Annotated in this window: 25 protein-coding genes, 1 tRNA gene and 1 pseudogene; 14 read left to right on the top strand and 13 right to left on the bottom strand. The window is 46.3% G+C overall.

Features of this window, described 5'->3' with window-relative positions:
• The first annotated feature begins 1 nt into the window (after position 1).
• From HRU69_08690 to acpP, 6 genes are all read left to right on the top strand, one after another.
• Positions 2 to 2047 carry an ATP-dependent metallopeptidase FtsH/Yme1/Tma family protein gene (locus HRU69_08690; protein ID QOI97560.1) on the top strand — a complete coding sequence of 682 codons (2046 nt, stop codon included), beginning with the start codon at positions 2 to 4 and terminating at the stop codon, positions 2045 to 2047.
• Between the two features lie 54 nt (positions 2048 to 2101).
• A complete protein-coding gene (locus HRU69_08685) occupies positions 2102 to 2863 on the top strand; it encodes a UDP-2,3-diacylglucosamine diphosphatase (protein QOI97559.1) in 762 nt (253 codons plus the stop codon).
• Positions 2823 to 3620 carry a hypothetical protein gene (locus tag HRU69_08680; GenBank protein ID QOI97558.1) on the top strand — a complete coding sequence of 266 codons (798 nt, stop codon included), beginning with the start codon at positions 2823 to 2825 and terminating at the stop codon, positions 3618 to 3620. Before HRU69_08685 ends, HRU69_08680 begins: the two co-directional genes overlap by 41 nt.
• A gap of 198 nt (positions 3621 to 3818) precedes the next feature.
• Positions 3819 to 5159 carry a sigma-54-dependent Fis family transcriptional regulator gene (locus HRU69_08675; protein QOI98873.1) on the top strand — a complete coding sequence of 447 codons (1341 nt, stop codon included), beginning with the start codon at positions 3819 to 3821 and terminating at the stop codon, positions 5157 to 5159.
• Positions 5160 to 5168: 9 nt separating this feature from the next.
• The gene (locus HRU69_08670) at positions 5169 to 6521 is read left to right on the top strand and encodes a GHKL domain-containing protein (protein ID QOI97557.1); all 1353 of its coding nucleotides are present in this window, start codon (positions 5169 to 5171) and stop codon (positions 6519 to 6521) included.
• 53 nt (positions 6522 to 6574) lie between these two features.
• Positions 6575 to 6820 (top strand): acyl carrier protein, encoded by a 246-nt coding sequence (gene acpP, locus HRU69_08665; protein ID QOI97556.1) that lies wholly within the window; start codon positions 6575 to 6577, stop codon positions 6818 to 6820.
• A gap of 3 nt (positions 6821 to 6823) precedes the next feature.
• On the opposite strand, the gene HRU69_08660 is transcribed toward acpP, so the two are convergent.
• Positions 6824 to 7180, bottom strand: a complete 357-nt coding sequence (locus tag HRU69_08660) for a hypothetical protein (GenBank protein ID QOI97555.1) — start codon at positions 7178 to 7180, stop codon at positions 6824 to 6826.
• A gap of 27 nt (positions 7181 to 7207) precedes the next feature.
• On the opposite strand from HRU69_08660, the gene HRU69_08655 reads away from it, so the two are divergent.
• Entirely contained in the window at positions 7208 to 8110 is a 903-nt protein-coding gene (locus tag HRU69_08655) for a diacylglycerol kinase family lipid kinase (protein ID QOI97554.1), read from the top strand.
• A gap of 11 nt (positions 8111 to 8121) precedes the next feature.
• On the opposite strand, the gene HRU69_08650 is transcribed toward HRU69_08655, so the two are convergent.
• A complete protein-coding gene (locus HRU69_08650) occupies positions 8122 to 8592 on the bottom strand; it encodes a nuclear transport factor 2 family protein (protein ID QOI97553.1) in 471 nt (156 codons plus the stop codon).
• An 81-nt stretch (positions 8593 to 8673) separates the two neighbouring features.
• On the opposite strand from HRU69_08650, the gene HRU69_08645 reads away from it, so the two are divergent.
• Genes HRU69_08645 through HRU69_08635 form a run of 3 tightly spaced genes read left to right on the top strand, consistent with a single transcriptional unit; the run spans position 8674 to position 10253 of the window.
• Positions 8674 to 9297 (top strand): sigma-70 family RNA polymerase sigma factor, encoded by a 624-nt coding sequence (locus tag HRU69_08645; protein QOI97552.1) that lies wholly within the window; start codon positions 8674 to 8676, stop codon positions 9295 to 9297.
• A complete protein-coding gene (locus HRU69_08640; protein ID QOI97551.1) occupies positions 9284 to 9547 on the top strand; it encodes a hypothetical protein in 264 nt (87 codons plus the stop codon). The genes HRU69_08645 and HRU69_08640 overlap by 14 nt, the downstream gene beginning before the upstream one ends.
• A gap of 28 nt (positions 9548 to 9575) precedes the next feature.
• A complete protein-coding gene (locus HRU69_08635) occupies positions 9576 to 10253 on the top strand; it encodes an energy transducer TonB (GenBank protein ID QOI97550.1) in 678 nt (225 codons plus the stop codon).
• A 360-nt stretch (positions 10254 to 10613) separates the two neighbouring features.
• On the opposite strand, the gene HRU69_08630 is transcribed toward HRU69_08635, so the two are convergent.
• The 3 genes and pseudogenes from HRU69_08630 to HRU69_08620 form a co-directional block, all read right to left on the bottom strand.
• On the bottom strand, positions 10614 to 10925 hold the full coding sequence (locus HRU69_08630; GenBank protein ID QOI98872.1) for a hypothetical protein: 312 nt from the start codon (positions 10923 to 10925) through the stop codon (positions 10614 to 10616).
• Between the two features lie 41 nt (positions 10926 to 10966).
• Positions 10967 to 11167 (bottom strand): annotated as a pseudogene (locus HRU69_08625) (GIY-YIG nuclease family protein).
• Positions 11168 to 11221: 54 nt separating this feature from the next.
• A tRNA-Arg gene (locus HRU69_08620) sits at positions 11222 to 11295 on the bottom strand.
• 107 nt (positions 11296 to 11402) lie between these two features.
• Between HRU69_08620 and HRU69_08615 the strand changes: the two genes are divergently transcribed.
• A complete protein-coding gene (locus tag HRU69_08615; protein ID QOI97549.1) occupies positions 11403 to 12170 on the top strand; it encodes a hypothetical protein in 768 nt (255 codons plus the stop codon).
• 1 nt (position 12171) lies between these two features.
• Here the strand turns inward: HRU69_08615 and HRU69_08610 are convergent, their stop codons facing one another.
• From HRU69_08610 to rpoN, 3 genes are read right to left on the bottom strand one after another with little or no spacing between them, the layout of a single operon-like run.
• The gene (locus tag HRU69_08610) at positions 12172 to 12957 is read right to left on the bottom strand and encodes an enoyl-CoA hydratase/isomerase family protein (protein QOI97548.1); all 786 of its coding nucleotides are present in this window, start codon (positions 12955 to 12957) and stop codon (positions 12172 to 12174) included.
• 14 nt (positions 12958 to 12971) lie between these two features.
• The gene (locus HRU69_08605) at positions 12972 to 13595 is read right to left on the bottom strand and encodes a hypothetical protein (GenBank protein QOI97547.1); all 624 of its coding nucleotides are present in this window, start codon (positions 13593 to 13595) and stop codon (positions 12972 to 12974) included.
• Between the two features lies 1 nt (position 13596).
• Entirely contained in the window at positions 13597 to 15054 is a 1458-nt protein-coding gene (gene rpoN / locus HRU69_08600; GenBank protein QOI97546.1) for an RNA polymerase factor sigma-54, read from the bottom strand.
• A 150-nt stretch (positions 15055 to 15204) separates the two neighbouring features.
• On the opposite strand from rpoN, the gene asnS reads away from it, so the two are divergent.
• Positions 15205 to 16638 (top strand): asparagine--tRNA ligase, encoded by a 1434-nt coding sequence (gene asnS / locus HRU69_08595; protein ID QOI97545.1) that lies wholly within the window; start codon positions 15205 to 15207, stop codon positions 16636 to 16638.
• A 74-nt stretch (positions 16639 to 16712) separates the two neighbouring features.
• Here asnS and HRU69_08590 read toward each other — a convergent pair whose 3' ends face one another.
• Together HRU69_08590 and HRU69_08585 are read right to left on the bottom strand one after the other, a co-directional pair.
• Positions 16713 to 17279 (bottom strand): LPP20 family lipoprotein, encoded by a 567-nt coding sequence (locus tag HRU69_08590; GenBank protein ID QOI97544.1) that lies wholly within the window; start codon positions 17277 to 17279, stop codon positions 16713 to 16715.
• A gap of 112 nt (positions 17280 to 17391) precedes the next feature.
• Entirely contained in the window at positions 17392 to 18792 is a 1401-nt protein-coding gene (locus HRU69_08585) for an LPP20 family lipoprotein (protein ID QOI97543.1), read from the bottom strand.
• An 81-nt stretch (positions 18793 to 18873) separates the two neighbouring features.
• Between HRU69_08585 and HRU69_08580 the strand changes: the two genes are divergently transcribed.
• Both HRU69_08580 and HRU69_08575 read left to right on the top strand, forming a co-directional pair.
• A complete protein-coding gene (locus HRU69_08580; protein ID QOI97542.1) occupies positions 18874 to 19395 on the top strand; it encodes a hypothetical protein in 522 nt (173 codons plus the stop codon).
• Positions 19396 to 19413: 18 nt separating this feature from the next.
• Entirely contained in the window at positions 19414 to 19929 is a 516-nt protein-coding gene (locus HRU69_08575) for a hypothetical protein (GenBank protein QOI97541.1), read from the top strand.
• Positions 19930 to 19942: 13 nt separating this feature from the next.
• On the opposite strand, the gene HRU69_08570 is transcribed toward HRU69_08575, so the two are convergent.
• From HRU69_08570 to HRU69_08560, 3 genes are read right to left on the bottom strand one after another with little or no spacing between them, the layout of a single operon-like run.
• Complete coding sequence (locus HRU69_08570) at positions 19943 to 20713, bottom strand: succinate dehydrogenase/fumarate reductase iron-sulfur subunit (protein ID QOI97540.1); 771 nt, start codon at positions 20711 to 20713, stop codon at positions 19943 to 19945.
• 2 nt (positions 20714 to 20715) lie between these two features.
• A complete protein-coding gene (locus tag HRU69_08565) occupies positions 20716 to 22638 on the bottom strand; it encodes a fumarate reductase/succinate dehydrogenase flavoprotein subunit (protein QOI97539.1) in 1923 nt (640 codons plus the stop codon).
• A gap of 23 nt (positions 22639 to 22661) precedes the next feature.
• Positions 22662 to 23342, bottom strand: a complete 681-nt coding sequence (locus HRU69_08560) for a succinate dehydrogenase cytochrome b subunit (GenBank protein QOI97538.1) — start codon at positions 23340 to 23342, stop codon at positions 22662 to 22664.
• Between the last annotated feature and the right edge of the window lie 273 nt (positions 23343 to 23615).

Genomic DNA, 23615 nt, shown 5'->3' with positions numbered 1-23615 from the left:
AATGTCAGACACCAAAAAAGACAATAATAAAATTATCCCGCCCAAACCACCGAAAGGCAACTACCAGCTTTGGGTTATTCTGGTAACCGTGGCAGTTATCATGGGTGTTATGTATTTCGGCAACTCATCCGGCCTGCCCGAAGTAAACCGCAGCGAGTTTGAGTCCATGATTAAGAGCCGCGATTTGAAACGCGTTGTGCTGATCAAAAACATGGATGTGCTGGAGATAACACTTACCGCCAGCGCCCTTCAAAATGCCAAATACAAAGAGCGCCTCGAAAACAGCAACCGGTTTGGCGTAAATCCTAACGGCCCCCATTTTAAAATGAAAGTGGGCACCATCGAATCATTTATTACTGAATACAAAGAGTTAAACAAAGACATTCCCCGTTCCGAACAGGTTGACCTGCAGTTTGAAGAACGCAGCGATTACTTTAGCGTACTTGTGCAATGGGGTTTTCTGTTCCTGCTGCTTTTCGGATTCTGGATGCTGATGCGGAGAATGACGGGCGGTGCAGGGCCTGGCGGCCAAATCTTCAACATCGGTAAATCAAAAGCTGCCTTGTTCGATGCCGAAAACAAAGTGAAGATAACCTTCGAAGATGTAGCCGGCCTTGACGAAGCCAAGGAAGAAATTCAGGAAATTGTTGAGTTCTTAAAAAATCCTTCCAAGTTCACCAAGCTGGGCGGAAAAATTCCGAAAGGTGCTTTGCTGGTGGGTCCTCCGGGTACCGGTAAAACCCTGCTGGCAAAAGCCGTGGCCGGTGAAGCAGCCGTGCCTTTCTTCTCACTTTCCGGCTCCGACTTCGTTGAAATGTTCGTGGGGGTTGGCGCAGCCCGCGTGCGCGACCTCTTTAAACAAGCAAAAGAAAAAGCACCCTGCATTGTTTTCATTGACGAGATTGACGCCATCGGCCGCTCGCGCGGAAGAGGCCAGATGCCCGGTGCCAACGATGAACGCGAAAATACGCTCAACTCGCTGCTGGTTGAGATGGATGGATTTGCTACCGACTCAGGCGTTATCATCCTGGCGGCAACCAACCGCCCCGATGTATTGGATTCCGCCCTGCTGAGGCCCGGCCGTTTCGACCGGCAGATTAGTATTGACAAACCGGACATCGTGGGCCGTGAAGCTATTTTCAAGGTACACCTCAAGCCGATTAAACTTGATCCGAACGTTGACATCAAAAAACTTTCGGCTCAAACGCCCGGCTTTGCCGGGGCGGAAATTGCCAACGTGTGCAACGAAGCTGCGCTTATTGCTGCCCGCAGAGACAAGAAGGCTGTTGATATGCAGGACTTCCAGGACGCTATCGATCGGGTGATTGGCGGGCTCGAAAAGAAAACCAAAATCATCTCACCGGAAGAAAAGAAAATCGTGGCCTACCACGAAGCCGGTCATGCCGTGGCCGGCTGGTTTTTAGAACATGCCGACCCGTTGGTGAAAGTTAGCATTGTACCCCGTGGAGTTGCCGCCCTGGGCTATGCCCAGTATTTACCAAAAGAACAATTCCTCTACCAAACCGAGCAATTGCTGGACGAAATGTGCATGGCCTTCGGTGGGCGTGCGGCCGAAGACCTGGTGTTCGGAAAAATTTCAACCGGTGCGTTAAGCGACCTGGAACGGATAACCAAAATGGCCTACAGCATGGTTACGGTTTATGGCATGAATAAGGAAATCGGTAACATTTCATTCTACGATTCCAAAGCCAACGATTACACCTTCCAGAAACCCTATTCCGAATCAACGGCCGAAAAAATTGATAAAGAAGTAAAACGTATTGTTGATGAGTGCTACGAGCGCACCAAAGGCCTGCTCAGCAAGCATCGGCAGCACCTTGAAGTAATTGCCAACGAATTGCTTCAAAAAGAAATTCTCTTTCAAAGCGATCTGGAACGGCTCATCGGTAAACGCCCGTTCGATAAGCCCACCACTTATCAACAATTTACCAACGGTAAGCCGGAGCAGGTTAAAACTGAAACCAACGGCACGCCAACCGTAACGGAAACTCCGGCTGCAGAAGAGTCAAAAGCCTCGCCACAGTAAATACTGATATTTGGACTTATATTTAAGCCCGGTTCAACCGGGCTTTTTCATTTTATGGAAGTAATACTGAACAATAACAAGATTTATTTCGCTTCCGATTTTCACCTGGGTGTTCCGGATACGCAATCGAGTCTGGAGCGCGAGAAACGAATTGTTCGCTGGCTTGAACACATCCGCCACGATGCCCACAGCATTTACCTGATGGGCGATATTTTCGATTTCTGGTTTGAATACAAAAAAGCCATACCCAAAGGATTTATCCGCCTGCAGGGCAAACTGGCCGAACTGCGCGATGCCGGCATACCCATTTACTTTTTTACCGGCAACCACGACATGTGGATGTTCGACTACTTCCCCACCGAACTGGCCATTCCTGTGTACCGCAAACCGATTGTGCTTACCGCTGCCAACCATAAATTAATGATTGGCCACGGAGATGGCCTGGGGCCTGGTGACCACACGTACAAAATCCTGAAAAAGTTTCTCAACAGTAAATTCTGTCAATGGCTGTTCGCCCGTATTCATCCTAATCTTGGCATTGCCATTGCTCATTACTGGTCGCGCAAGAGCCGCATCAGCAACACCAGGCGGGAAGAAAAATTTCAGGGCGAAGAGAACGAATATCTGCTGGCGTATTGCCGTGATGTGGAAAAAACTACGCACCATGATTTTTATATTTTCGGGCACCGGCACTTGCCCCTTGATTTAGCGGTTGGGCAACAAAGCCGGTATATCAACCTGGGTGAATGGGTGCATTTCAGTACATATGCTGTTTATGATGGGAAGAACGTTGAACTTAAATCATTCGAGGGCTAAAATCTTAGCGTTACTACTTGTTTATTTCAGCCTGCCGGTAGCAGCCCAACAAGCAGGAATCGAAATTATTTTATCTGCCGAACCCGTTAATGCCTTTATCGATCGGCCTGGCGATTTATACATACAGTTGAAGAACGACCAGATAATAAAATACAGTAAAGAAGGTAAACTAATTGGCGAATTTAAACCCAAAGAATCGCCAACGATTTTCGAACCACGCGATGGTTCAAGAACATTCACCCATTACCGAGCGCGCAACCTGGCAGGCTTTACAGGTTTTGGAAGTGAACCAAAAACTCCGATTAATGAAGAGTTTGCTATTGAACCCTGGCTGGCCTGTTCAGCCGGGGATCAGGGTATGTGGATTTTGGATAAAGCAGATTACAGTTTGAGACGGATAAACCTCGCTTCGCTAAAAACAGAAGCAGAATTTACACTGCCAGCTGGTTTACATGGCAACGTTGAATTACTGAGAGAATACCAGGGCTTTCTCTTTCTGTTAATTAATAGCCAAATACACATCTTCAGCGGGTTCGGTAAGCAACTGAAAACCATTCCCGGTGAGGAAATCAGGTGGTTTAATTTTATCGGTGAAGAACTCTATTATGCCGATAAAGGAAGGTTGAACTTTTATGATTTGTTTGACGGAACGCAGCGAAAAGAATATACTGATAGTACCGCCCTCTTTATTCTGCTAACCGATGAAGTTCGGTATGCGGTTTACCCCGGTAAAATGGTTATTTCGCGTATCAATTAAGCACATTCCGTGTGCCAGCGAACAATCCCTGTGTTCAGAATTGAACATATTTGTACATTGTGGAACAGCCCGAACTATAATTAGGGCTTTATAAGCAGTTATTAACCGTGGCATGGTATTCGAGTACCTTACCCACCCTAAACAAACGAAATGAGTACCGAAAGCGCCCGCCAGGCCGAACGCCAGGCAAAAATTCTGATGATTGATGATGATGAAGATGTGTTGCTGGCAGCCAAAATGTTGCTTAAGAAACAGAACCATCATGTAATCATCGAAAAAAATCCAAACAAAATACCCTTCCTCCTCAATAATGATACCTACGATGTAATCCTGCTGGACATGAACTTCAGCAAAGACATTACCAGCGGCAAGGAAGGCTTTTACTGGCTGGAGAAAATCCTTGAAAAAGATCCCAACGCAGTGGTTATCCTCATCACGGCCTTTGGCGATGTGGAAATGGCTGTAAAAGCCCTGAAGCAAGGCGCAACCGATTTCATACTAAAACCCTGGCAAAACGAAAAACTCATCGCCACCATTTCAACCGCCATCCGGTTAAAACAATCCTACAACGAGGTGGACAAACTGCGCAAAGCCAAAGAAATGCTCGAAGAGCAGATCAGCAAACCCTTTGGCGAAATCATCGGCCAAAGCCCGGCCATTAAAGAAGTATTTACCCTGATTGAAAAAGTAGCGAAAACCGATGCCAATGTTTTGATACTGGGTGAAAACGGAACCGGCAAGGAACTCATTGCGCGCGCCATTCACCAGCGTTCCCTCCGGAAAGACAACAGCTTTGTGGCCGTTGACATGGGCGCTATTACCGAAACGTTATTTGAAAGCGAACTCTTCGGGCACAAAAAGGGCGCCTTTACCGATGCGCGCGAAGACCGGCCCGGCCGCTTTGAACTGGCCAATGGAGGCACCTTATTTCTGGATGAAATCGGAAACCTGAGTTTGAGCCTGCAAAGCAAACTGTTGAGCGCACTGCAATCACGCCAGGTAACGCGTGTAGGCTCAAACCAACCCATACCGGTTGACATCCGCCTGATTTGCGCCACCAACATGCCCCTGCACCAGATGGTGAAAGAAGGCACCTTCCGCCAGGACCTCCTCTACCGCATTAACACCGTTGAGATCCGTGTACCTCCGTTGTGCGACCGGATTGAAGATATTCCGTTACTGGCTGACCATTACCTGAATTACTATGCCCGTAAATACCACAAGCAGGTTACCGCTATATCAGCCGGAGCCATTGACAAGCTGAAACGGTACGCCTGGCCCGGCAACATCCGCGAACTGCAACATGCTATTGAACGAGCCGTAATCATGACCGACTCTGCTTCATTACAGGAAACAGACTTCCTGTTCAGCCGGCCGGTAACCGCCATGTCGCCCGAAACGCTGAACCTCGATGAAGTTGAAAAAGCCGCTATTGTTAAAGCGCTGAGCATACACAGCGGCAACATTTCGAAAGCAGCCGATGAACTGGGACTTACCCGCGCCTCGCTGTACCGCAGAATGGAAAAGTACGGACTGTAACAGTTGCCTGTGTACCTCAACCGGAAATCGCCATATCTAACACGCCTTGCCATCCTGGCGGTTACCATTCTTGCTTTTGGATTTTTTCTGTTCGACCGGAACAGCTACATCCCTGCCCTGGCCTTACTGGCTGCCTGCGTTTTCCAGGTGAAGCAGCTGCTTGACCTAATCGAAAGACCGCAACCTGCAATCGGATCGCTTCTTCAGCTAATACGCTTTGATGAAATAACTGCTTCGTTTAAAACGGATAGCACCGATGCCGATGCCAAAGAACTGGAAAAACAGTTAAACGAAGTGTTGGTAAAAATCAGGAATTCACGGCAGGAAAAGGATACGGAATACCTGTTCTACAAAAACATTGTTATGCATGTAGCCATCGGTCTTGTAATTTTCAGGGAACGCGATGGTAAAATCGAAATTTTTAACAGCGCAGCCCGAAAACTGCTGCGGATAAATAAAGCCGACACCCTGCAAGACCTTAAAGAAGTAAACGAACAACTGGTTACGGCCTTCATCCGGTTAAAAACCGGAGGCCGCGAACTGCTGCGGCTGCAGGTTGGCGAAGACTTTATCCAACTTTCGGTATATGCCATTGAACTTACCCTGCGGGGTGAAACGTTAAAGCTGATTTCATTGCAGAACATCCAGAGCGAACTGGAAGAAAAAGAAATGGAAGCCTGGCAAAACCTGGTGCGTGTGCTTACGCACGAAATCATGAATTCGGTAACCCCTATCTCCTCGTTGGCCGGAACACTGGAGGATGAGCTGAACAATCATTTAAAAAACCAGCAGGATAAGCCGCTTAATGCCGAACAACTTTCGGATGTACAACTCTCGCTTCAAACCATCAGCAAGCGCAGCGCCAACCTGATTCACTTCGTAAAAGAATTCAGAAGCCTTACCCACATACCCAAACCCAAACCACAATCGGTAATGGTTCAGCCCCTGCTGGAAGAGCTTTCTATGCTGCATAAAAATGAGCTGGCCGAAAAACAGATAACGATGAATATCCTGGTTGAGCCGGCCGACCTGACCATTATGGCCGATAAGGGCATGATTGAACAAGTACTGATTAACCTGATTAAAAATGCCATCCAGGCTTTTGATGAACAGCCTGATAAACAAATAACACTGCGAGCGTATTGTAACCAAAAGTTACGCCCGGTTATATCCGTTCGCGATAACGGCAGCGGTATTGATCCGGATGCGCTGGAAAAGATCTTCATTCCGTTTTTCACCACCAAAAAAACCGGCTCCGGTATCGGCCTGAGTTTATCCAGGCAGATTATGCGGCAGCACCAGGGAACACTTACCGTAAAATCAACCCTGGGCGGAGGAACCGAATTTATCATGCGGTTCTAGGTTTGGACTGAACCCCCTCATTTAATACCTTTGACCACCTTTTTAATTACCTTATGCCAAACGTTTCAGAAGAAGTGGCCCGTATCCTGATCGAAAAACTGGGCGTTGCCGAATCCGAAATAAATCCCGATACCAACCTCGTTAAGGATCTGGGCATTGATTCGCTTGATTATGCCGAGATTGTGATGGACTTTGAACAAACCTTCGACATTAAAATACCGGATGACGATGCCGAAAAACTCACTACCATTGGCGCTGCTGTTAAATACATTGAAGACAAATTAAAGGCAAAGAAGTAACCGTTAGCAGCTTTCGTTCCCGTTTGCTTCCGATTCAAAGTAACTCCACAACCGTTTCATTGTACGGGCCTCTTCATTGCGTAACGGCTCAAGCGAAGCCTGTGCCGGAAGGTGCAAAATGTACCATCCGTTTTGTTGCTCGTGCCAACGTACCAGGTACTTCTTGTCCTGCTTCATCAGTATATCCATTTCGTAAATCTCTTCATCGTGTTTGTCAAGCATCCCCGTAAACTGCAGCAGCACATGATCTTTTTTATAGAGAACTCCTTTTTTAAAATCAATTGTGCTCAATTTAACCAGCAGCCGGTCTTCGCGGTTCCAGGCTTTAAACTTGAACACACGGGGTTGAAATTCTTCCATTTCGGTTAATTTTGCTGGCCTTTCCGCATGAGCGAATTTAACAAGCTATTATTCATTATCAACAAATTTTCAGGCTCGGGTTTACGGCCGAAACTGGAAGGAAAAATTCTTACCGCGTGCGAACAGCACCAGGCTGAATGTACGATTCAATTTACAACCTGTCGCGGGCATGCCACTGACCTGGCCAAAGAAGCCATTGGAAAATACGATGCTGTAATTGCTGTTGGCGGTGACGGCACTGTAAACGAAATCGCCCAGGGTTTACTGCATTCAAAAACACCCCTGGGTATTTTACCCAAAGGTTCTGGTAACGGGCTGGCACGTCATCTGGGCATACCAATGAATTTGGAAGAAGCCCTGCAGGCACTATTCAACAGCAAAACCATACTGATGGATACGTTTAATCTGAATAACCGCTTATCGGTGAATGTATCGGGCATCGGGTTTGACGGCCACGTGGCTAACCTGTTTGGTGAAAATAAAAAACGGGGCTTCTGGGGGTATGCCCGCTTTGTGATTAGTGAGTATATCCGCTTTGCTGCCTTTGAAGCATCCCGTATTCAAAACGATACTGAAGAAGAACTAAAACAAAATTTAATTATCGCAATAGCGAACTCATCGCAATACGGAAACAACGCCCGCGTATCACCGGGTGCCTCGGTAACCGATAAGCTGCTGCACCTGGTTTCCATAAAGAAAATTCCATTGTATAAAAGTGTACCCTTTGCATACCGGCTTTTTACCCGCACCCTGCAAAACAACACCACCTACCGGAGTGAACCGGTACGAAACCTGGTGCTGCAAACCAGCAAACCTGTACCCTTTCATGTTGATGGTGAGCCTTGCGGAGCAGACTTAAAATTTGAAATCAAAATTAATCCCGCTTCATTACCGGTGCTTGTACCGGAAAAAAGTTTGTCTTCTATTTAACTCCTTTCAGACTAATTAAGTACAGCAGGACCTGGCGTAGGATTGCCCGTGTCGAAAACATACCGCCAGCTGCCGTCATTTTTACGCTTCCAGATGGACACGTACATTCCATAAAGTATTGTATCACGTTGTCCATCAGGGGTTTTGGTATGTACGGTATAGCTGCCCAGGGTATACCCCAACCTGCCGCTCGCTTCGGCCTTCAGCGGAGTCCACAAAAGTTTTGTATTACCGGGCGGGTTTTTCTTAAACGATTCCATCAGGGCAAATTTACCTACTACAGGTTGTTGCCCTGCTGTTGGCTTTACTACATTTTCATCGGCATAAAAAACAAACGCTTCAGCAACACCCTTCTCCTGGGCCATCCGGTTAAAATTTTTATCGGCATCAAGTACCTGTACGCGCAGCGTTTCACTGGTATCATCAGGCTGGCAGCCTGACAAAAAAAGAAAGGCGATGCATAAATAAAAGCGAGATAACATGATGCCGGGGATATGCGCTGACTAAATTTTTCCCTCAAATTACCGTAATATGTAACAAAACAAAATGAAGAAGCCGTAATATTGTTATGTGACGAAAAGATTGTAAATGGATTACGAAATTTAAAATTCGGCACTTTGTTATCCGATGACGAAATACGGCATGAATACGCCATTCTTAAACAATCGGCTAAAAAACCCGAAGCGTTTGGCGAATTGTACGAAAAGTACTACGACCGGATCTTTAATTTTATTTACCGCCAAACCGATGATGAGGAACTGACGGCCGACTTATGCTCGCAAACCTTTCTGAATGCACTTAAAAACAGCCACCGGTTTGAGTACAGGGGCGTGCCCGTATCCAGCTGGTTTTACCGCATTGCGGCCAACGAAGTAAACAAGCATTACCGTAACAAGAAAAAGACGCGCGTTTTTTCCATTGAAGAAGTGAAGATACGCGAGCTGATTGAAATAACTTCAGAAGGATGGGATGAAGAACTAATGCAGCGTTTGCTTAATTATTTAAAAGAATTGCCCACCGATATGCTGGAGGTGTTGGAATTGCGGTTTTTTGAGGATAAAGATTTCAAAGAAATCGCATTCATCCTGAACATAACCGAAAGCGGGGCAAAAATGCGCACCTACCGGGCTCTGGACCGGCTGCGCAAAAATTTTAACCTTAGCATTAAGTACGATGGGAAGAAATGAAATACGGTTACGCAGACAACAGATGAGCAGCGGGCGCATAGCGCGCCACCGCAACTACTCGGAATTAATGCGCCAGCACGATAAAGAAATACGCCTGAAGCGCGTGCTGCGGGTGTTTACTTATTTCCTGATTATCCTGTTTCTTCTCATTTTGTTATTCATTGTTATCCGCTGGGAAGGCAAGCAACGCAGTGAATTGCACTTCAAAAAAATAAATCAGTCGTATTCAGTGACTTCTCATGAAACATAGAATTGGGTAGTTAATAACTACCTGACCTATGGTACCGAAAAAGAATCCTTCAAAGGATGTGCACCGGCTTTATCCGGCACTCCTGTCCAGCGGCTTAATCATCAGCCTTGCCCTGATAGCCATGGCCTTTCAGTGGAAAGCAAAAAAACAACCCGTAACAAGCTGTCGATTTACAACAACCGAACCTGTTGGGATTATTCTTGAATCACCCTTGATAGTTGAAAAAACGGAGGCTATCCCAAAACCGGTTAAAAAAGTTCAGGTTATCGATCTGAATCAAACAAAAGGTACAGATAATCCATTCGAGGCTGACACCTTTTCGCTAATTCCATCTGAACTCCCGGCTGAAACCAGTATTACCCCAATCGTACTAACGGCACCCGAACCCGTTGTTGACACATTTCTGATTGTAGAAAAGATGCCCCAACCGGTTGGCGGCTATCAGCATTTTTACACGTTCCTGTCAAAAGCCATACACTATCCCAAACTGGCTCAACGAAATGGAACACAAGGAAAAGTGTTTGTTGAATTTATTATTGACAAAGCCGGTAATGTATCGAATGTAAAGGTGATTAAAGGAATTGGAAGCGGCTGTGATGCCGAAGCGGCCCGTGTGGTGGCTTTAACCCGGTGGGAACCGGGCAAACAACGCGGTACCCCGGTAACCGTTAAAATGGTGATGCCCGTGTGGTTCCGTTTACATTAAATGGAATTACCTGTTGCTGGTAGCCGACAGGGCGGCACGGTATTCAGGAGTGTAAAACAGTACATCAATTACATCGCCAACCGGCTTGGTATTTCCTGCCAACGAACTCCATCTAAAGTAACCAAGATGACATTTTTTGTTTTCAGTTCCTGTGGGTATGAGAGAACTGCAATTAAAACGAAGATTGAAATGAGGTAATAAAACCTCATTTACGGAATTTTAATTTACCCAAACACAAAGCTACCTTTCAGGTGTTACGTTATTGTATACCGATAGTTATTCTACTTTTACAAGAACCTGCTGCTGTTAAGAAAAGTTTCAGAAGCTAATACCAAAGCAACTGATTCAGTATCGGTGTTGTTACCTGCCGGCTAACATTGATTCCACCGGTCCCGAACTTTCATTTGCAACATTAAATGCAAGCCCCAAAAATGCAGCAACGGTTTTTGCAATTTGTTTCTGAAACAACTGACCCTGGGTACGAACCTCTCCTATGGGCCTGGTATCCGGCCCGATAACAGCCATCCAGATCTGGTCAGCTTCCGGAACCTTAATGCCGTGATGCTTCCAGTTTTCCGTATCCACACCCCGTCCATGGTCTGTTGTAATGATGATTGTTGTTTTATCCTTATATTGTACATCGCTTTGCAGGTAATTCCAGAGTTCACCAATAAACCTGTCGGTATAATGGGCAGCATTGAGATATGCTGCATACTCGTTAAAAACAACTCACGGGCCCGCGCATCTTCCTTTTTTGAATACTTTTCAACATAAACCAACTCCCATGTCCGATACCCTTTTGTAGATCTTACTTTTCCCGCATTGTGCAAAGCAAGCCGTTTTTGTAAATCTTCAGTCATGCCCTTGTACAGGCGACCATCCACCTTGCTCTTAATCACATAAACGAAATACATAGAAATTGAAAATAACAAATCCCGGCCATCGTTCGATAACCGGGATTGTTGATGTGCACTCGCAGGGATTCAAACCCCGAACCTCTTGATCCGTAGTCAAGTGCTCTATTCAGTTGAGCTACGAGTGCGGTAAAAAAGGAGTGCAAATGTAAAAAAATATATGGCCCGGCCAAAAACACACTTTTGCACCCCACCGCAAAAAACCTATTTTTGGGACTTGGTAAAACCTGTACTGATGCTTAAGAAGCTTGCAACCACTGTTTTGTTCGGGGTTATGGCAGTAATAACCTTTGCGCAACTCGAACCTGAAAAAAAACGTAAAGGCCGACCTGATATACCCGGTACGTTCATGGTGGAATACGGCTTTAACTGGTTTACCCGGCCGCCCCAGGATTTAAATAAAGGTTTCTGGGGTTCGCGCACGCTCAACCTCTATTATCAATACGATAAACAATTCGGCTCATCACAATGGAGTGTTCACTCTGGTATTGGGTTCGGGTTGGAACGTTACAAATTGCAATCCTTTGTAAAACGATTCAGTAATGATACCATCAAGGTAAGCACGCCAACCCTCCACATTGATGCCTCAGGTAACACCCGGTTTATTAGTTCAGGCGCAGTTTTATATGGCGATACAACACGGGCGGCTACCAAATCCATGTTTATTACAAACTATGTGGATGTACCCATCGAATTCCGTTTTACAGCCAACCCTAACGACCCGGCAAAAAGTTTTAAAGCTGCTATTGGAGGCCGGTTTGGTGTTTTACTGAATGCCCAAACTAAGTTAAAGTACCGGGAGGATGGCGAAGTGAAAAAATTAAAAGACCGCCAGGATTTTAACCTGAACCAGTTTCGCTATGGCGCTTACGGTCGCGTTGGCGTTGGCAACGTGTACCTTTCTTTTTACTACAACTTCAGCGATTTGTTTAAAGCCGGAAAAGGACCAGATGGTACGGCAACCTCAAATTACACCATTACGCTTTCGCTGGTTAGCTTTTAAGTTACTTACCAGAAAAATCAGGTTTCCGTTTCTCAAGAAATGCCTGAACACCTTCACGGTAATCCTGTGTGCTGCCGGCAATTTCCTGGCAGTAGGCTTCATAATCCAGCATTTCATCCAGTGTTGATGTTGCCGATTTGGCAAGCATCTTTTTAATCAGACCTATGGCTTTGGTTGGTGCTTTAGCAAAATAATCGGTGTATTCCTTAACGGTTTCATCCAGTTTTTCGTGTGGAACTACCTTGTTTACCAAGCCTAGGGCCAGGGCCTCGCCCGCTTTTACCCGGCTGCCCATGGCGCAAAGTTCAAACGCCTTGGCCATTCCGGTTAAGCGCGGAAGAAAGTACGAGCTACCCGAATCCGGCACCAACCCGATGTTGATGAATACTTCAATTAAGGTTGCCTCTTCTGATGCTACAATCATATCGCACGCAAGCGCCAGCGAACAGCCGGCACCGGCAGCTACTCCGTTTAACCGGCAAATAATCGGTTTGGGTAATGCACGCATGGCGCGGATAATCGGATTGTAACGCTTATGGAGCGATTGTAAAAAAGACCGCTTTTGATTACCGGAGGCGGCTTTCAAATCCTGGCCTGAACAAAAAGCCTTGCCTTCACCGGTAAGCACTACCACGCGTACCTTGTCGTCTTTCGCTACTGCTTTCAATGCATCCTGCAGCTCAAAAGTAATTTCATCGTTCAGTGCATTGTAAACGTCAGGCCGATTCAATGTAATGGTGGCCACCCCATCGGCAACTTCGTATTTGATAAAGTTAAATGCATTCATGGTTACGAAATTGATTAAAATAAAATTAGCATAGCTGTAAATGCTGTGGTAAATCCGGCTATAGCACCAACCAAAATCTGGCGTGGCGTGTGGGCGTTTAATTGCAGCCGGGCCGACATGATGGCGCCTGCCACCAGCAAGGCAATTAAAAAAGGAATAAACAAACTTCCATCTTCCGCGGCTTTGGTTAGCGGCAATAAAATACCCAGTACACCCGAAACGGCCAGGCTGTGAATGCTGGCTTTATACACCAGTGTAATAAAAAATGAAACCAGCACCAGGGCATCAACCACCAGTAACAGTTTAAACACGTTATCCTGAAGGCCAATGCGCGTTTTGTAATAAAACATAAAGGTACCGGCCAGGTAAAGTAAGGTAATAAACAGAAAAGGCGTTACCCGTTCTTCGCGGCTGATCATTGAAAAAGACCGTATTACCCCGAATTGCCGGAAGAACAGCAAATTAACACCGGGCAGTAAAAACGTTATTACGCCTACAAATAATACAAAATGCTGTTGCGTTTCCATTTTGATCGGGTACAAAGCCGGTGGAAAGTAAACCGCCAATAGCCCGAATAAACCCGATGGAATAAGCAGCGGATGAAACAGGTAAGAAAAACCTTTTGCCAGTGTATTCACCTTACAATTCTTTACGCAAACGGGCCACCGGTATATTCAGTTGTTCGCGATACTTGGCTACCGTGCGCCTGGCAATGTTGTACCCTTTTTCATTAAGCATTTTTTCAAGCTTATCGTCAGAGAGCGGCTTGCTTTTGTCCTCCTTCTCGATTATTTCTTTGATAATTTGCTTCACTTCCCGGCTGCTCACCTCCTCGCCTGAATCGGTTGAAATGCCTTCGGAGAAAAAATATTTCAGCGGGTAAATACCAAAATCGGTTTGTATGCTCTTGCTGCTGGCCACCCGCGAAACCGTGGAAATATCCATGCCAATCATGTTGGCAATATCCTTCAGGATCATCGGCTTCAGCTTGGTTTCATCCCCTTCGAGAAAAAATTCGTACTGAAAATCAACAATGGCACGCATGGTTTTCAGCAGGGTTTGTTGACGCTGCTTAATAGCATCAATAAACCATTTGGCCGAATCCAGTTTTTGTTTAACAAACGTAACAGCTTCCTTCAGCTTTTTATCTTTTTTATCGCTTTTATCGTAGGCCTTGAACATTTCGGTGTATGACCGGCTGATGCGCAGTTCAGGTGCATTGCGCGAGTTAAGGGCCAGTTCAAGCTTGCCGTTATTGTTGGTAAGGATAAAATCCGGAATAATGTATTGATTTTTTACCATACCGGCCGAGCCGCCCCCTCCGGGTTTGGGGTTTAGCTTCACAATCAGTTCAACGGCATCGCGAACAAAGTCTTCATCTTCGGTGCCCAGCTTTTTCTGAATTTTCTGGTAATGCTTTTTGGTAAACTCGTCATAGCACTCTGCAATAATCTTTTTTGCCACGGCTACATCCACATCGCGACCGTTATCCATACGATCCAGTTGAAGCAACAAACACTCGCGTAAATCGCGCGCGGCAATGCCGGGCGGATCAAACGTTTGAATCTTTTTTAAAATACTCTCGACTTCCTCTACGGTAGTTTCAATACCTTGCGAAAAGGCCAGGTCGTTTACGATGGCTTCCAGTTCCCTGCGGATGTACCCATCGGCTTCGATGCTGCCGATAAGTTGTTTGCCAATGGCCTGTTGTCGTTCATCAAGGCCCAGGTACCCCAATTGGGTCATCAGTTGTTCATGCAGGCTGGTAGCCATGGGGATGGGCATTTCACGATCGTCTTCATCTTCATCGCCTCCCCCATCGGCCTGCATTTTATACCCGGCATAGTCGTCATCGCGCAGGTAATCTTTTATATCAATTTCATCCTCACTCCCCGAAGTTTCCTGGTATTCCTCTTCACTTCCGGGCTTTTCATCAACCGGCTCATCGGAGCCTTCTTCCAAAGCAGGGTTTATCTCCAGTTCCTCCTCAATGCGGCTTTCCAGCTCGGCCGTTGGCACCTGCAATAGTTTAATAAACTGTATCTGCTGGGGCGACAGTTTTTGTTGTAACGTTTGGCTTAATCCAAGTTTCTGCATCAATCCACCATTCAAAAACAATATAGGCAAAGGTATTAATTCATGGCGTTCATGAAAACCCGGGTACCGGTTTAAGATTCTTGCTGGTTTTTGATAAGAGTTTTAAAATACCTTTTTTTGCGGCCTGAACTCACACGGATAAAACAGGGTATGAGGCGTACAAAAATCAGCGATTTACTTCAAGCAGTGCCCGATGGCCGGGAGGTTGTGGTTATGGGGTGGGTGCGAACGTTCCGGAATAATCAGTTTATCTCAATTAATGACGGTTCCACCATCAACAACCTGCAGGCGGTTGTTGACTATACAGCTACCGATGATGCTACTTTAAAACGGATTACTACAGGTGCCTGCATTTCCGTTACCGGAACCCTGGTTCCTTCGCCTGCAAAGGGGCAACCGGTAGAAGTCAAGGTGAAGGCAATTGAAGTTTTAGGTGATTGTGACCCGGAAAAATACCCGCTTCAGCCAAAGAAACACTCCCTGGAGTTTCTGCGCGAAATTGCTCACCTGCGCTCGCGCACCAACACCATTAGCGCTGTGATGCGTGTGCGGCATGCCATGGCTTTTGCAATTCACCAATTTTTCAATGAACGAGGCTTCTTCTACATCCACACACCCATCATTACCGGGTCCGATGCCGAAGGCGCAGGCGATATGTTTAAGGTTACCACACTGAATTTAAATAAGCTTCCGAAAGACGAGGCCGGCAACATTGACTTTAAAGAAGACTTTTTTGGAAAAGAGACCAACCTAACTGTTTCTGGTCAACTGGAGGTAGAAACCTATGCGCTGGCGCTTTCAGAAACTTACACGTTCGGCCCCACGTTCCGGGCTGAAAATTCAAATACCACTCGCCACCTTGCCGAGTTCTGGATGGTAGAACCCGAAATGGCATTTTACGACATCCACGACAACATGGAACTGGCTGAAGCTTTTCTAAAATACCTGTGCCGGTATGCACTGGAAAACTGTGCTGAAGATCTGGAGTTTCTTAACAAGCGCGCACAGGAAGAGGAGATGAGTAAACCCCAGGAACAACGCAGCGAACTGGGACTGATTGACCGGCTGAAATTTGTTGTTCAGAATGATTTTCAACGGCTTACCTACACCGAGGCCATAGATATATTAAGAAACTCCAATCCTAACAAAAAGAAAAAATTTCAATACCTCATCGACCAGTGGGGTGCCGACCTGCAATCGGAACATGAGCGTTACCTGGTGGAGAAACATTTTAAAAAGCCGGTTATCCTTTACAACTACCCGGCCGGTATTAAAGCCTTTTATATGCGGCAAAACGAAGATGGCAAAACGGTTGCCGCAATGGATATTTTGTTTCCGGGTATTGGCGAAATTATAGGAGGCTCGCAGCGCGAAGAACGGTACGATAACCTGTTGAAGCGTATTAAAGAACTGAACCTGCCCGAAAAGGATTTATGGTGGTACCTGGAACTGCGCAAATTCGGTTCAGCACCGCACAGCGGTTTCGGATTGGGCTTTGAGCGGCTGATTCAGTTTGTTACCGGCATGACGAACATACGTGATGTAATTCCATTCCCGAGGTACCCGGGAAATGCGGAATTCTGACAATCATTATCATACTAACTAAAAAACCCTGACGGCAACCGCCAGGGCTCGGAGTATTTATTGAGAGAATCGGATTACCTGTTCCCCATTTTTTCCATTTCTTTATCGAATGTCTCTTTAAATTTCTCGTAGTCGTAATCAATCTTCAGGCGCTCTTCCTTCGAAAGGCTTTCATTATACTTCGAAACAATGTCGGCCGCTGATAATTCAATGGCCACATAGGTTTTAAAGTTGCCTTTGTCTGTCTTAACCTGCTTCTCGCAGATTGTTTTTATCCCGCTAAGGGTTTGGTTAACAATGGTGCGATTGAGTTGTTCAAATCGTTCTTCGAGTTCTTCCTTGTTATTGAACTCCCGCGAATTCAGGTAATTATCCGTAACGGTTTTTACGGTTGACTGAATGCTTGCAGCCAGTTCGGCACGGGCATTATCCATGGCTTTCTTTTTGGATGCCACCAGGTCCATACTTTCGCCCAGCGAATTAGCCCGGAAAAATTTGTTGTTGGTAAAATAATCCGGACCGGAGCAGGGTATGTTCACTTCAACTTCACCCTTCGGAAGTTTTTCCTTTCCTTTACAGCCGATCATCACCGCACCGGCCAGTGCAAAAAGGAACACGGAAGAATAGGTCAGTTTTTTCATAATCAAATAAGTAGTTGGTTAATGTATTTACTGTGGCAATTTTAAGACCAATTTACGAGCAGAACATTTAGATTTAAATAATCCATCGAATTTCTTTCAAAATCATCAATTTTTACTGAAGAATCGTGTTCAATAATTCAGCCATCCGCTCCTTTTCAAGGGTTTCGAGCGCTTTGTTATAGGCATCCTGGCTGGAGCGCTCATAATCAAGGCCGTAGCCCTTTATGCGGTCCAGGGTTGTAGCATAAATCTCCTTTCCTTCGCGAACAGCCGAAACTTTGATGACTCCTGTAAGGAAAGTGATGTAAATACTTCCGCTCACCGAGCCTCTTTCCGAATCGGCCTGCACTTCAAACATCAGATCGGCTGCCGATTTATCATTAGTAAACTCAAATCCGTTATTAGCCAGCAGGTTTTTAAGCTTGTTGCTTAACTGGTTGTTATTACGGGCTGTACCGAGGCTCTTTTCTTCGGCCACCATGTACACCACGGGGCGTTGCACTTTGAGCAGCACCTTGGTAACCGGTACATTTAATGTTTTGGCCACCAGGTTATAGATGGTTGAACTGGAGCCACTAATGGCGTCAATGTTCACTTTAACAGCCACCGTCTGTTCCAGTTCACGGCTTGCGATTTTTGTAACCAGTATTTTGGCTGTCCCGCTCTCATCGGTTTTGTAATCCGGAAAAACATCGCCTGCACCTTTATCGAACGCAGCTTGTAGTGGCAGCATGGAAACTGGTTTATTGTCCTCCATGAAGGTTGCTTTTACAGTAAGAGGCTGTTCCTTCAGGTTGACCCTTCGGTTAACCTGTAGTTCGGCCGGTTCAATACGCAGTTGAATAGTATTGAGAATTTTTTGAATGGAGGCATACACTTCGTTGGTTAGAAGAAACTCCTGGCCATCAACAGTTACCGGAATGGCTTCAGCCAGGTATTTTTCAACACTTCGGAAGGACTGGAAATAAAAACCAAGGGCTTGAAGATACTCTTTTGCGGCTTCTGAGGCGCGGGCTTTTTTCAGAAAGTCGGTTGCCAGCAGAACCGCATTGCGCTTTTGTTCTTCTTTTATCTCGCGGTAGCGCGCCACCGACAAGCGGTAATAAACCCAATAGTTGCGCTCATCTTCCCAACTGCCAACCAGTTCAAACTCTTCCAGCTCATCGGCAACAGACGTTTGTATAATCTGCTCATAGGTCTCTTTAAAGTTACTCCGGTTTTCTTCGAATGTGCTGAGGATTGACGTACTTGAAACAGTTACTTTAATCTGTGAAACGAGGTCGTCCAGTGCGCTTTTTTTGGCTGCCTGCACATAATTATTGGTACCGTCCTTAACGCTATGACCTACTCCGGTATAGTAACCGCGTTGGGCCGATTCACCCTTTAACCAGGCTGGCCGCGTATCCACTGGCTGCTGAACCTTTGGGCTGCAGGAGGGGTTAAGCAGCACACTAAAAAAGCAAACCAACCTAAAATTTTTTAACCAGAAACTGCGTTGTAAAATCGGATTCATTCAGAACGTTTAATCAGTGAAGACAAATCTAAGGCCAAATCTGTTTAGAATTTAGAGAGTCTGTATTAAATTGAATCGGTTATGGACATCACGATTATGAGAAAATTATGGGTTTTTGTGTTGTTGAGTGCATTTACGGCCTGTCAGGAGAACGAAAATGCCCTGAGCAATTTAACCGGAAATGAAGTTACCTATGCCCTGCAAGCCGGTTCGGTGTACCCGGTAAGCGGTAGCGTTACCATTAAAGAACGAAAGGATGGAGCAGCACAAATTGTAGTTACCCTTTCGGGAACAGAAGGAAACCTCCTGCACCCGGTGCACCTGCATTTAGGCGATATTGCAACACCGGATGCGGAAATAGCTGCGCTGTTGAATCCGGTTAAAGGAAACACCGGTACGAGCGAAACCACCCTGGAAATGCTGGCCGATGAAACGCCCATAACCTACGAGGCGCTTATTGCATTAAACGCCTGCATAAAGGTACACCTGGCTGACTCCGGCCCTGACCGCGATATCATCCTGGCAGGCGGTAACATTGGCAGCGCCCACATCAACGATTCGGGCAGAAGCCGCATTGAGTTCGGAGTTTGTAAAAGCGAGTAGTATTATCCGGCAAAAGCAATGAAAACCTTGCGTTTCTTTACCGCAATCACTCTTTTGTTGCTTCCGTTGTCTTCCGTTTTTTCTCAAACCGACTCGTCTGGTACCATTCGTTTAAAAAAATACGAGCGCATTTACCTTGCCGCGTATGATGACACTACACGGGCTCTGGCTACCTTGTTCCTGGCAAAACGACAACAAATCATTGGCCCGCATACAACCAGTGAAATTGAACGCTACATCGGGCTGAATATGAAAACCAACTGGATAGTGTTTGGCGTTTCATCTGTAGTGCTTGTTACCGGCCTTGTTATGGCCGGTAACGCGCCTCCTTCCGAAGGACAGGAAGATATTAGTTTCCTGATACCCCTGCTTGGTGCAATGGGCATGATAGCGAGTGGAATTAATCTGGGTGCGCAATACATTCTGCTAACACCCTATACGGTAAAAAAATATTTCAGACTGGTGGAAAAATATCAAGCCGAAGGGCAACTGCCACCCTATTACGCAAAGCGAATCCGAAAATATCTGCGATAATTACCGATAGCTCTTAGTCACCGCCTCCTTTGGAGGCAATTTCATACGAGCTCATCATGGCCGAGTAATACTCCCTGTTTAAGCGTGCAATATTGGTAACACTAATTCCTTTAGGGCATTCCGCCTCACAGGCGCGGGTATTGGTACATGCACCAAAGCCCTCGGCATCCATTTGGGCCACCATGCGTTCAACACGTTCTTTCCGTTCGGGTTTACCCTGGGGGAGCAGGGCATACTGCGACACTTTAGCACTGACAAAAAGCATGGCCGAAGCATTTTTACAAGCGGCCACACACGCCCCGCAACCGATGCAGGTTGCTGCGTCCATTGCTTCATCAGCAATTTTTTTGGGTATGGGTATTTCGTTGCCATCGGGTACGCCACCCGTATTCACCGAAATATATCCGCCAGCCTGTTGGATCCGGTCAAAAGCCGTTCTGTCAACCACAAGGTCTTTAATTATAGGGAATGGCTTTGCCCGCCAGGGTTCAATGGTAATGGTTTCGCCATCCTTAAACGAGCGCATGTGCAACTGACACGTGGTGGTTTGCAGCGGACCGTGCGGCCGGCCGTTAATGTACAGGCTGCACATGCCACAGATACCCTCGCGGCAATCATGGTCGAAGTGGACAGGCTCCTCTCCTTTTTTAATTAACTCGGTATTGAGCACATCCAGCATTTCGAGAAACGACATATCGGGTGAAACGTGGGTGTGCTTGTAGGTTTTAAAACCCCCTTTGTCATGCGGGCCTTTTTGCCTCCAGATCTTCAGCGTAAGCTCCATACTTATTTATAACTACGTTGGGTAAGTTTTACATTTTCAAATCGCAATTCTTCTTTGTGCAGCACTTCAGGCTGGTTATCGCCTTTGTATTCCCAAGCGGCCACGTAAGCAAACTCATCATCTCTACGTTTGGCTTCACCGTCTTCAGTAGCCGATTCTTCACGGAAGTGCCCGCCACACGACTCGCTGCGGTTGAGGGCATCATCAACCATCAACTCACCAAGTTCCATAAAATCAGCAACGCGGTTGGCTTTTTCCAATTCCATATTCAGTTCATTACCACTACCCAATACATTTACATTTTGCCAGAATTCCGCCCGCAATTCCTGAATTTTCTTCTTGGCTATTTTCAAGCCTGCTTCATTCCGCGACATGCCACAATATTCCCACATGGTGAGACCTAATTCACGGTGAAATTCGTCCACGGTTTTCTTGCCTTTTATGTTCAGCAATTTTGCTATCCGGTCGCTCACCTGTTGTATAGCTTCTTTAAACTCGGGCCTGTCAGTACTTACTTTCTCATACGGCATACCGGCCAGGTAATCGCCAATGGTATAGGGTATTACAAAATACCCATCGGCCAGTCCCTGCATCAGGGCACTGGCGCCCAGCCGGTTAGCACCATGGTCAGAGAAGTTTGCTTCGCCCAGTGCATATAATCCGGGTACGGTAGTCATCAGGTTATAGTCTACCCATAGTCCGCCCATGGTGTAATGAACGGCCGGGTAAATCATCATGGGTACTTCATACGGGTCATCGCCTGTGATTTGCTTATACATATCGAACAGGTTGCCGTATTTGGCTTCAATTACGTTGCGGCCATCGCGTTTAATGGCATCGGAGAAGTCGAGAAAAACCGCCAGGCCGGTAGAGCCTACTCCGCGGCCTTCATCGCAAACATATTTTGCATTGCGCGAGGCCACATCGCGGGGAACCAGGTTACCAAACGAAGGGTAACGCCTTTCGAGGAAATAATCTCTATCGGCTTCGGCAATCTTTACCGCATCGCTGGCCTTCAATCCTTTAACGGCTACCTTGGGCACCCACACGCGCCCATCGTTACGAAGTGATTCTGACATCAGTGTGAGTTTGGATTGATGGTCGCCCGAAACCGGAATGCACGTAGGATGAATTTGAGTGAAACACGGATTACCAAACAACGCCCCTTTTTTATGGGCGCGCCAGGCGGCCGTTACATTGGAGCCTTTGGCATTGGTTGAGAGATAAAATACGTTACCGTAACCGCCCGTACATAACAATACTGCGTGAGCGCTATGCGCTTCAATCTTTCCGGTTACCAGATCGCGGGTGATGATACCGCGGGCTTTACCATCAACCAGCACCACATCCAGCATTTCGGTTCGGGTGTATGATTTAACCTTACCGTTGGCAATCTGGCGGTTCATGGCCGAATAAGCACCCAGCAACAACTGCTGGCCGGTTTGGCCCCGGGCATAAAATGTGCGCGATACCTGTGCGCCTCCAAATGATCGGTTGGCCAGCAAGCCGCCATATTCGCGGGCAAAGGGTACACCTTGCGCCACACACTGATCGATTATGTTTACGCTTACTTCGGCCAGGCGATAAACATTGCCTTCGCGGGCCCGGTAGTCGCCTCCTTTTATGGTATCATAAAACAACCGATACACACTATCGCCATCGTTCTGGTAATTTTTTGCAGCGTTGATACCGCCCTGTGCCGCAATGCTGTGTGCTCTGCGGGGGCTGTCCTGAAAACAAAATGTTTTTACATTATATCCTAATTCGGCCAACGAAGCGGCTGCCGATGCTCCGGCCAAACCGGTACCCACTACGATAATATCATATTTCCTTTTGTTGGCCGGGTTAACCAACTTCAGGTTGAACTTGTGTTTCGTCCATTTTTCCGCAAGCGGCCCTTCAGGAATTTTGGAATCTAACTTCATATCGGTACAAACAAGTTAAGCGATTAAATGTTGAAGTACATGGCAATGGGTATCCAGGCAAACAGTGCCGGAACAATCAGCGCGAACGCTTTGCCTACAAAACTGATAAGCGAATTATATTTTAGGTGGTTTAAGCCCAATGTTTGAAAGGCACTGATAAAGCCGTGCCACAAGTGAAACGCCAATGCAACCATGCAGAATACGTAAACGGCAACGTACCATTCTTTAGCGAACCAGTAATCCACAAGGCCGGCCAGATCGCGCACCTGATGGCCATCGTAATCAACTGTAGCTACCGAGCCAAAGTGCATCTGCGCCCAAAAATCTTTCAGGTGGATGACAATAAAAATCAAAATCAAGGTTCCAAGGATGCCCATATTGCGAGATGCCCAAATTGAAGATTTGCCGGAGGTTACCGCATAACGCTCCGATCCACGCGCTTTGCGGTTCTGAATGGTGAGGTAAAAAGAAAGCAGAACGTGTATGAGAATGAAAGCAAAATTTCCTTTGGAAATGAATTGAATGAGCGGATTGGTGCTCATAAACTCGGCATAGATGTTAAATGCCCGGCCACCATCATTCTTCAGTAATTGAAGATTACCGGTTAAATGCACAGCAAGGAAAAGAATGAGAAAAAGGCCGGTGAGGGCCATGACTAATTTTCTTCCGAGGCTACTGGTTAAAAAACGGATAAACCAATTCATGACTTACTTGCAATTAAGTCATGCAAAATACCTCCCGAAGAATTACCAAACAATGTTTGTTGAACAGGAAACAAAATCGTTATCAGGCAAAAAAAACTTCGAACAGGAGAAAAATAACTGCTATGGTGCCAAGTACAACAAACAAGAACCACTCGCGCCTGATAAAATTCATTACCGCCTTCATGAACTGCTTCATCTTACTTAAAAAATGGTTAATGCTGTAAGGCTAATTTCAGGCCTGAAAAATTAAATGTTTGATAGTCAATTATTTAC

The sequence above is a fragment of the Flammeovirgaceae bacterium genome, assembly GCA_015180985.1.
GTDB lineage: Bacteria > Bacteroidota > Bacteroidia > Cytophagales > Cyclobacteriaceae > UBA2336.
The sequence above is the reverse complement of the archived record's forward strand: the minus strand, read 5'-3'. Positions and strand labels throughout refer to the sequence as shown.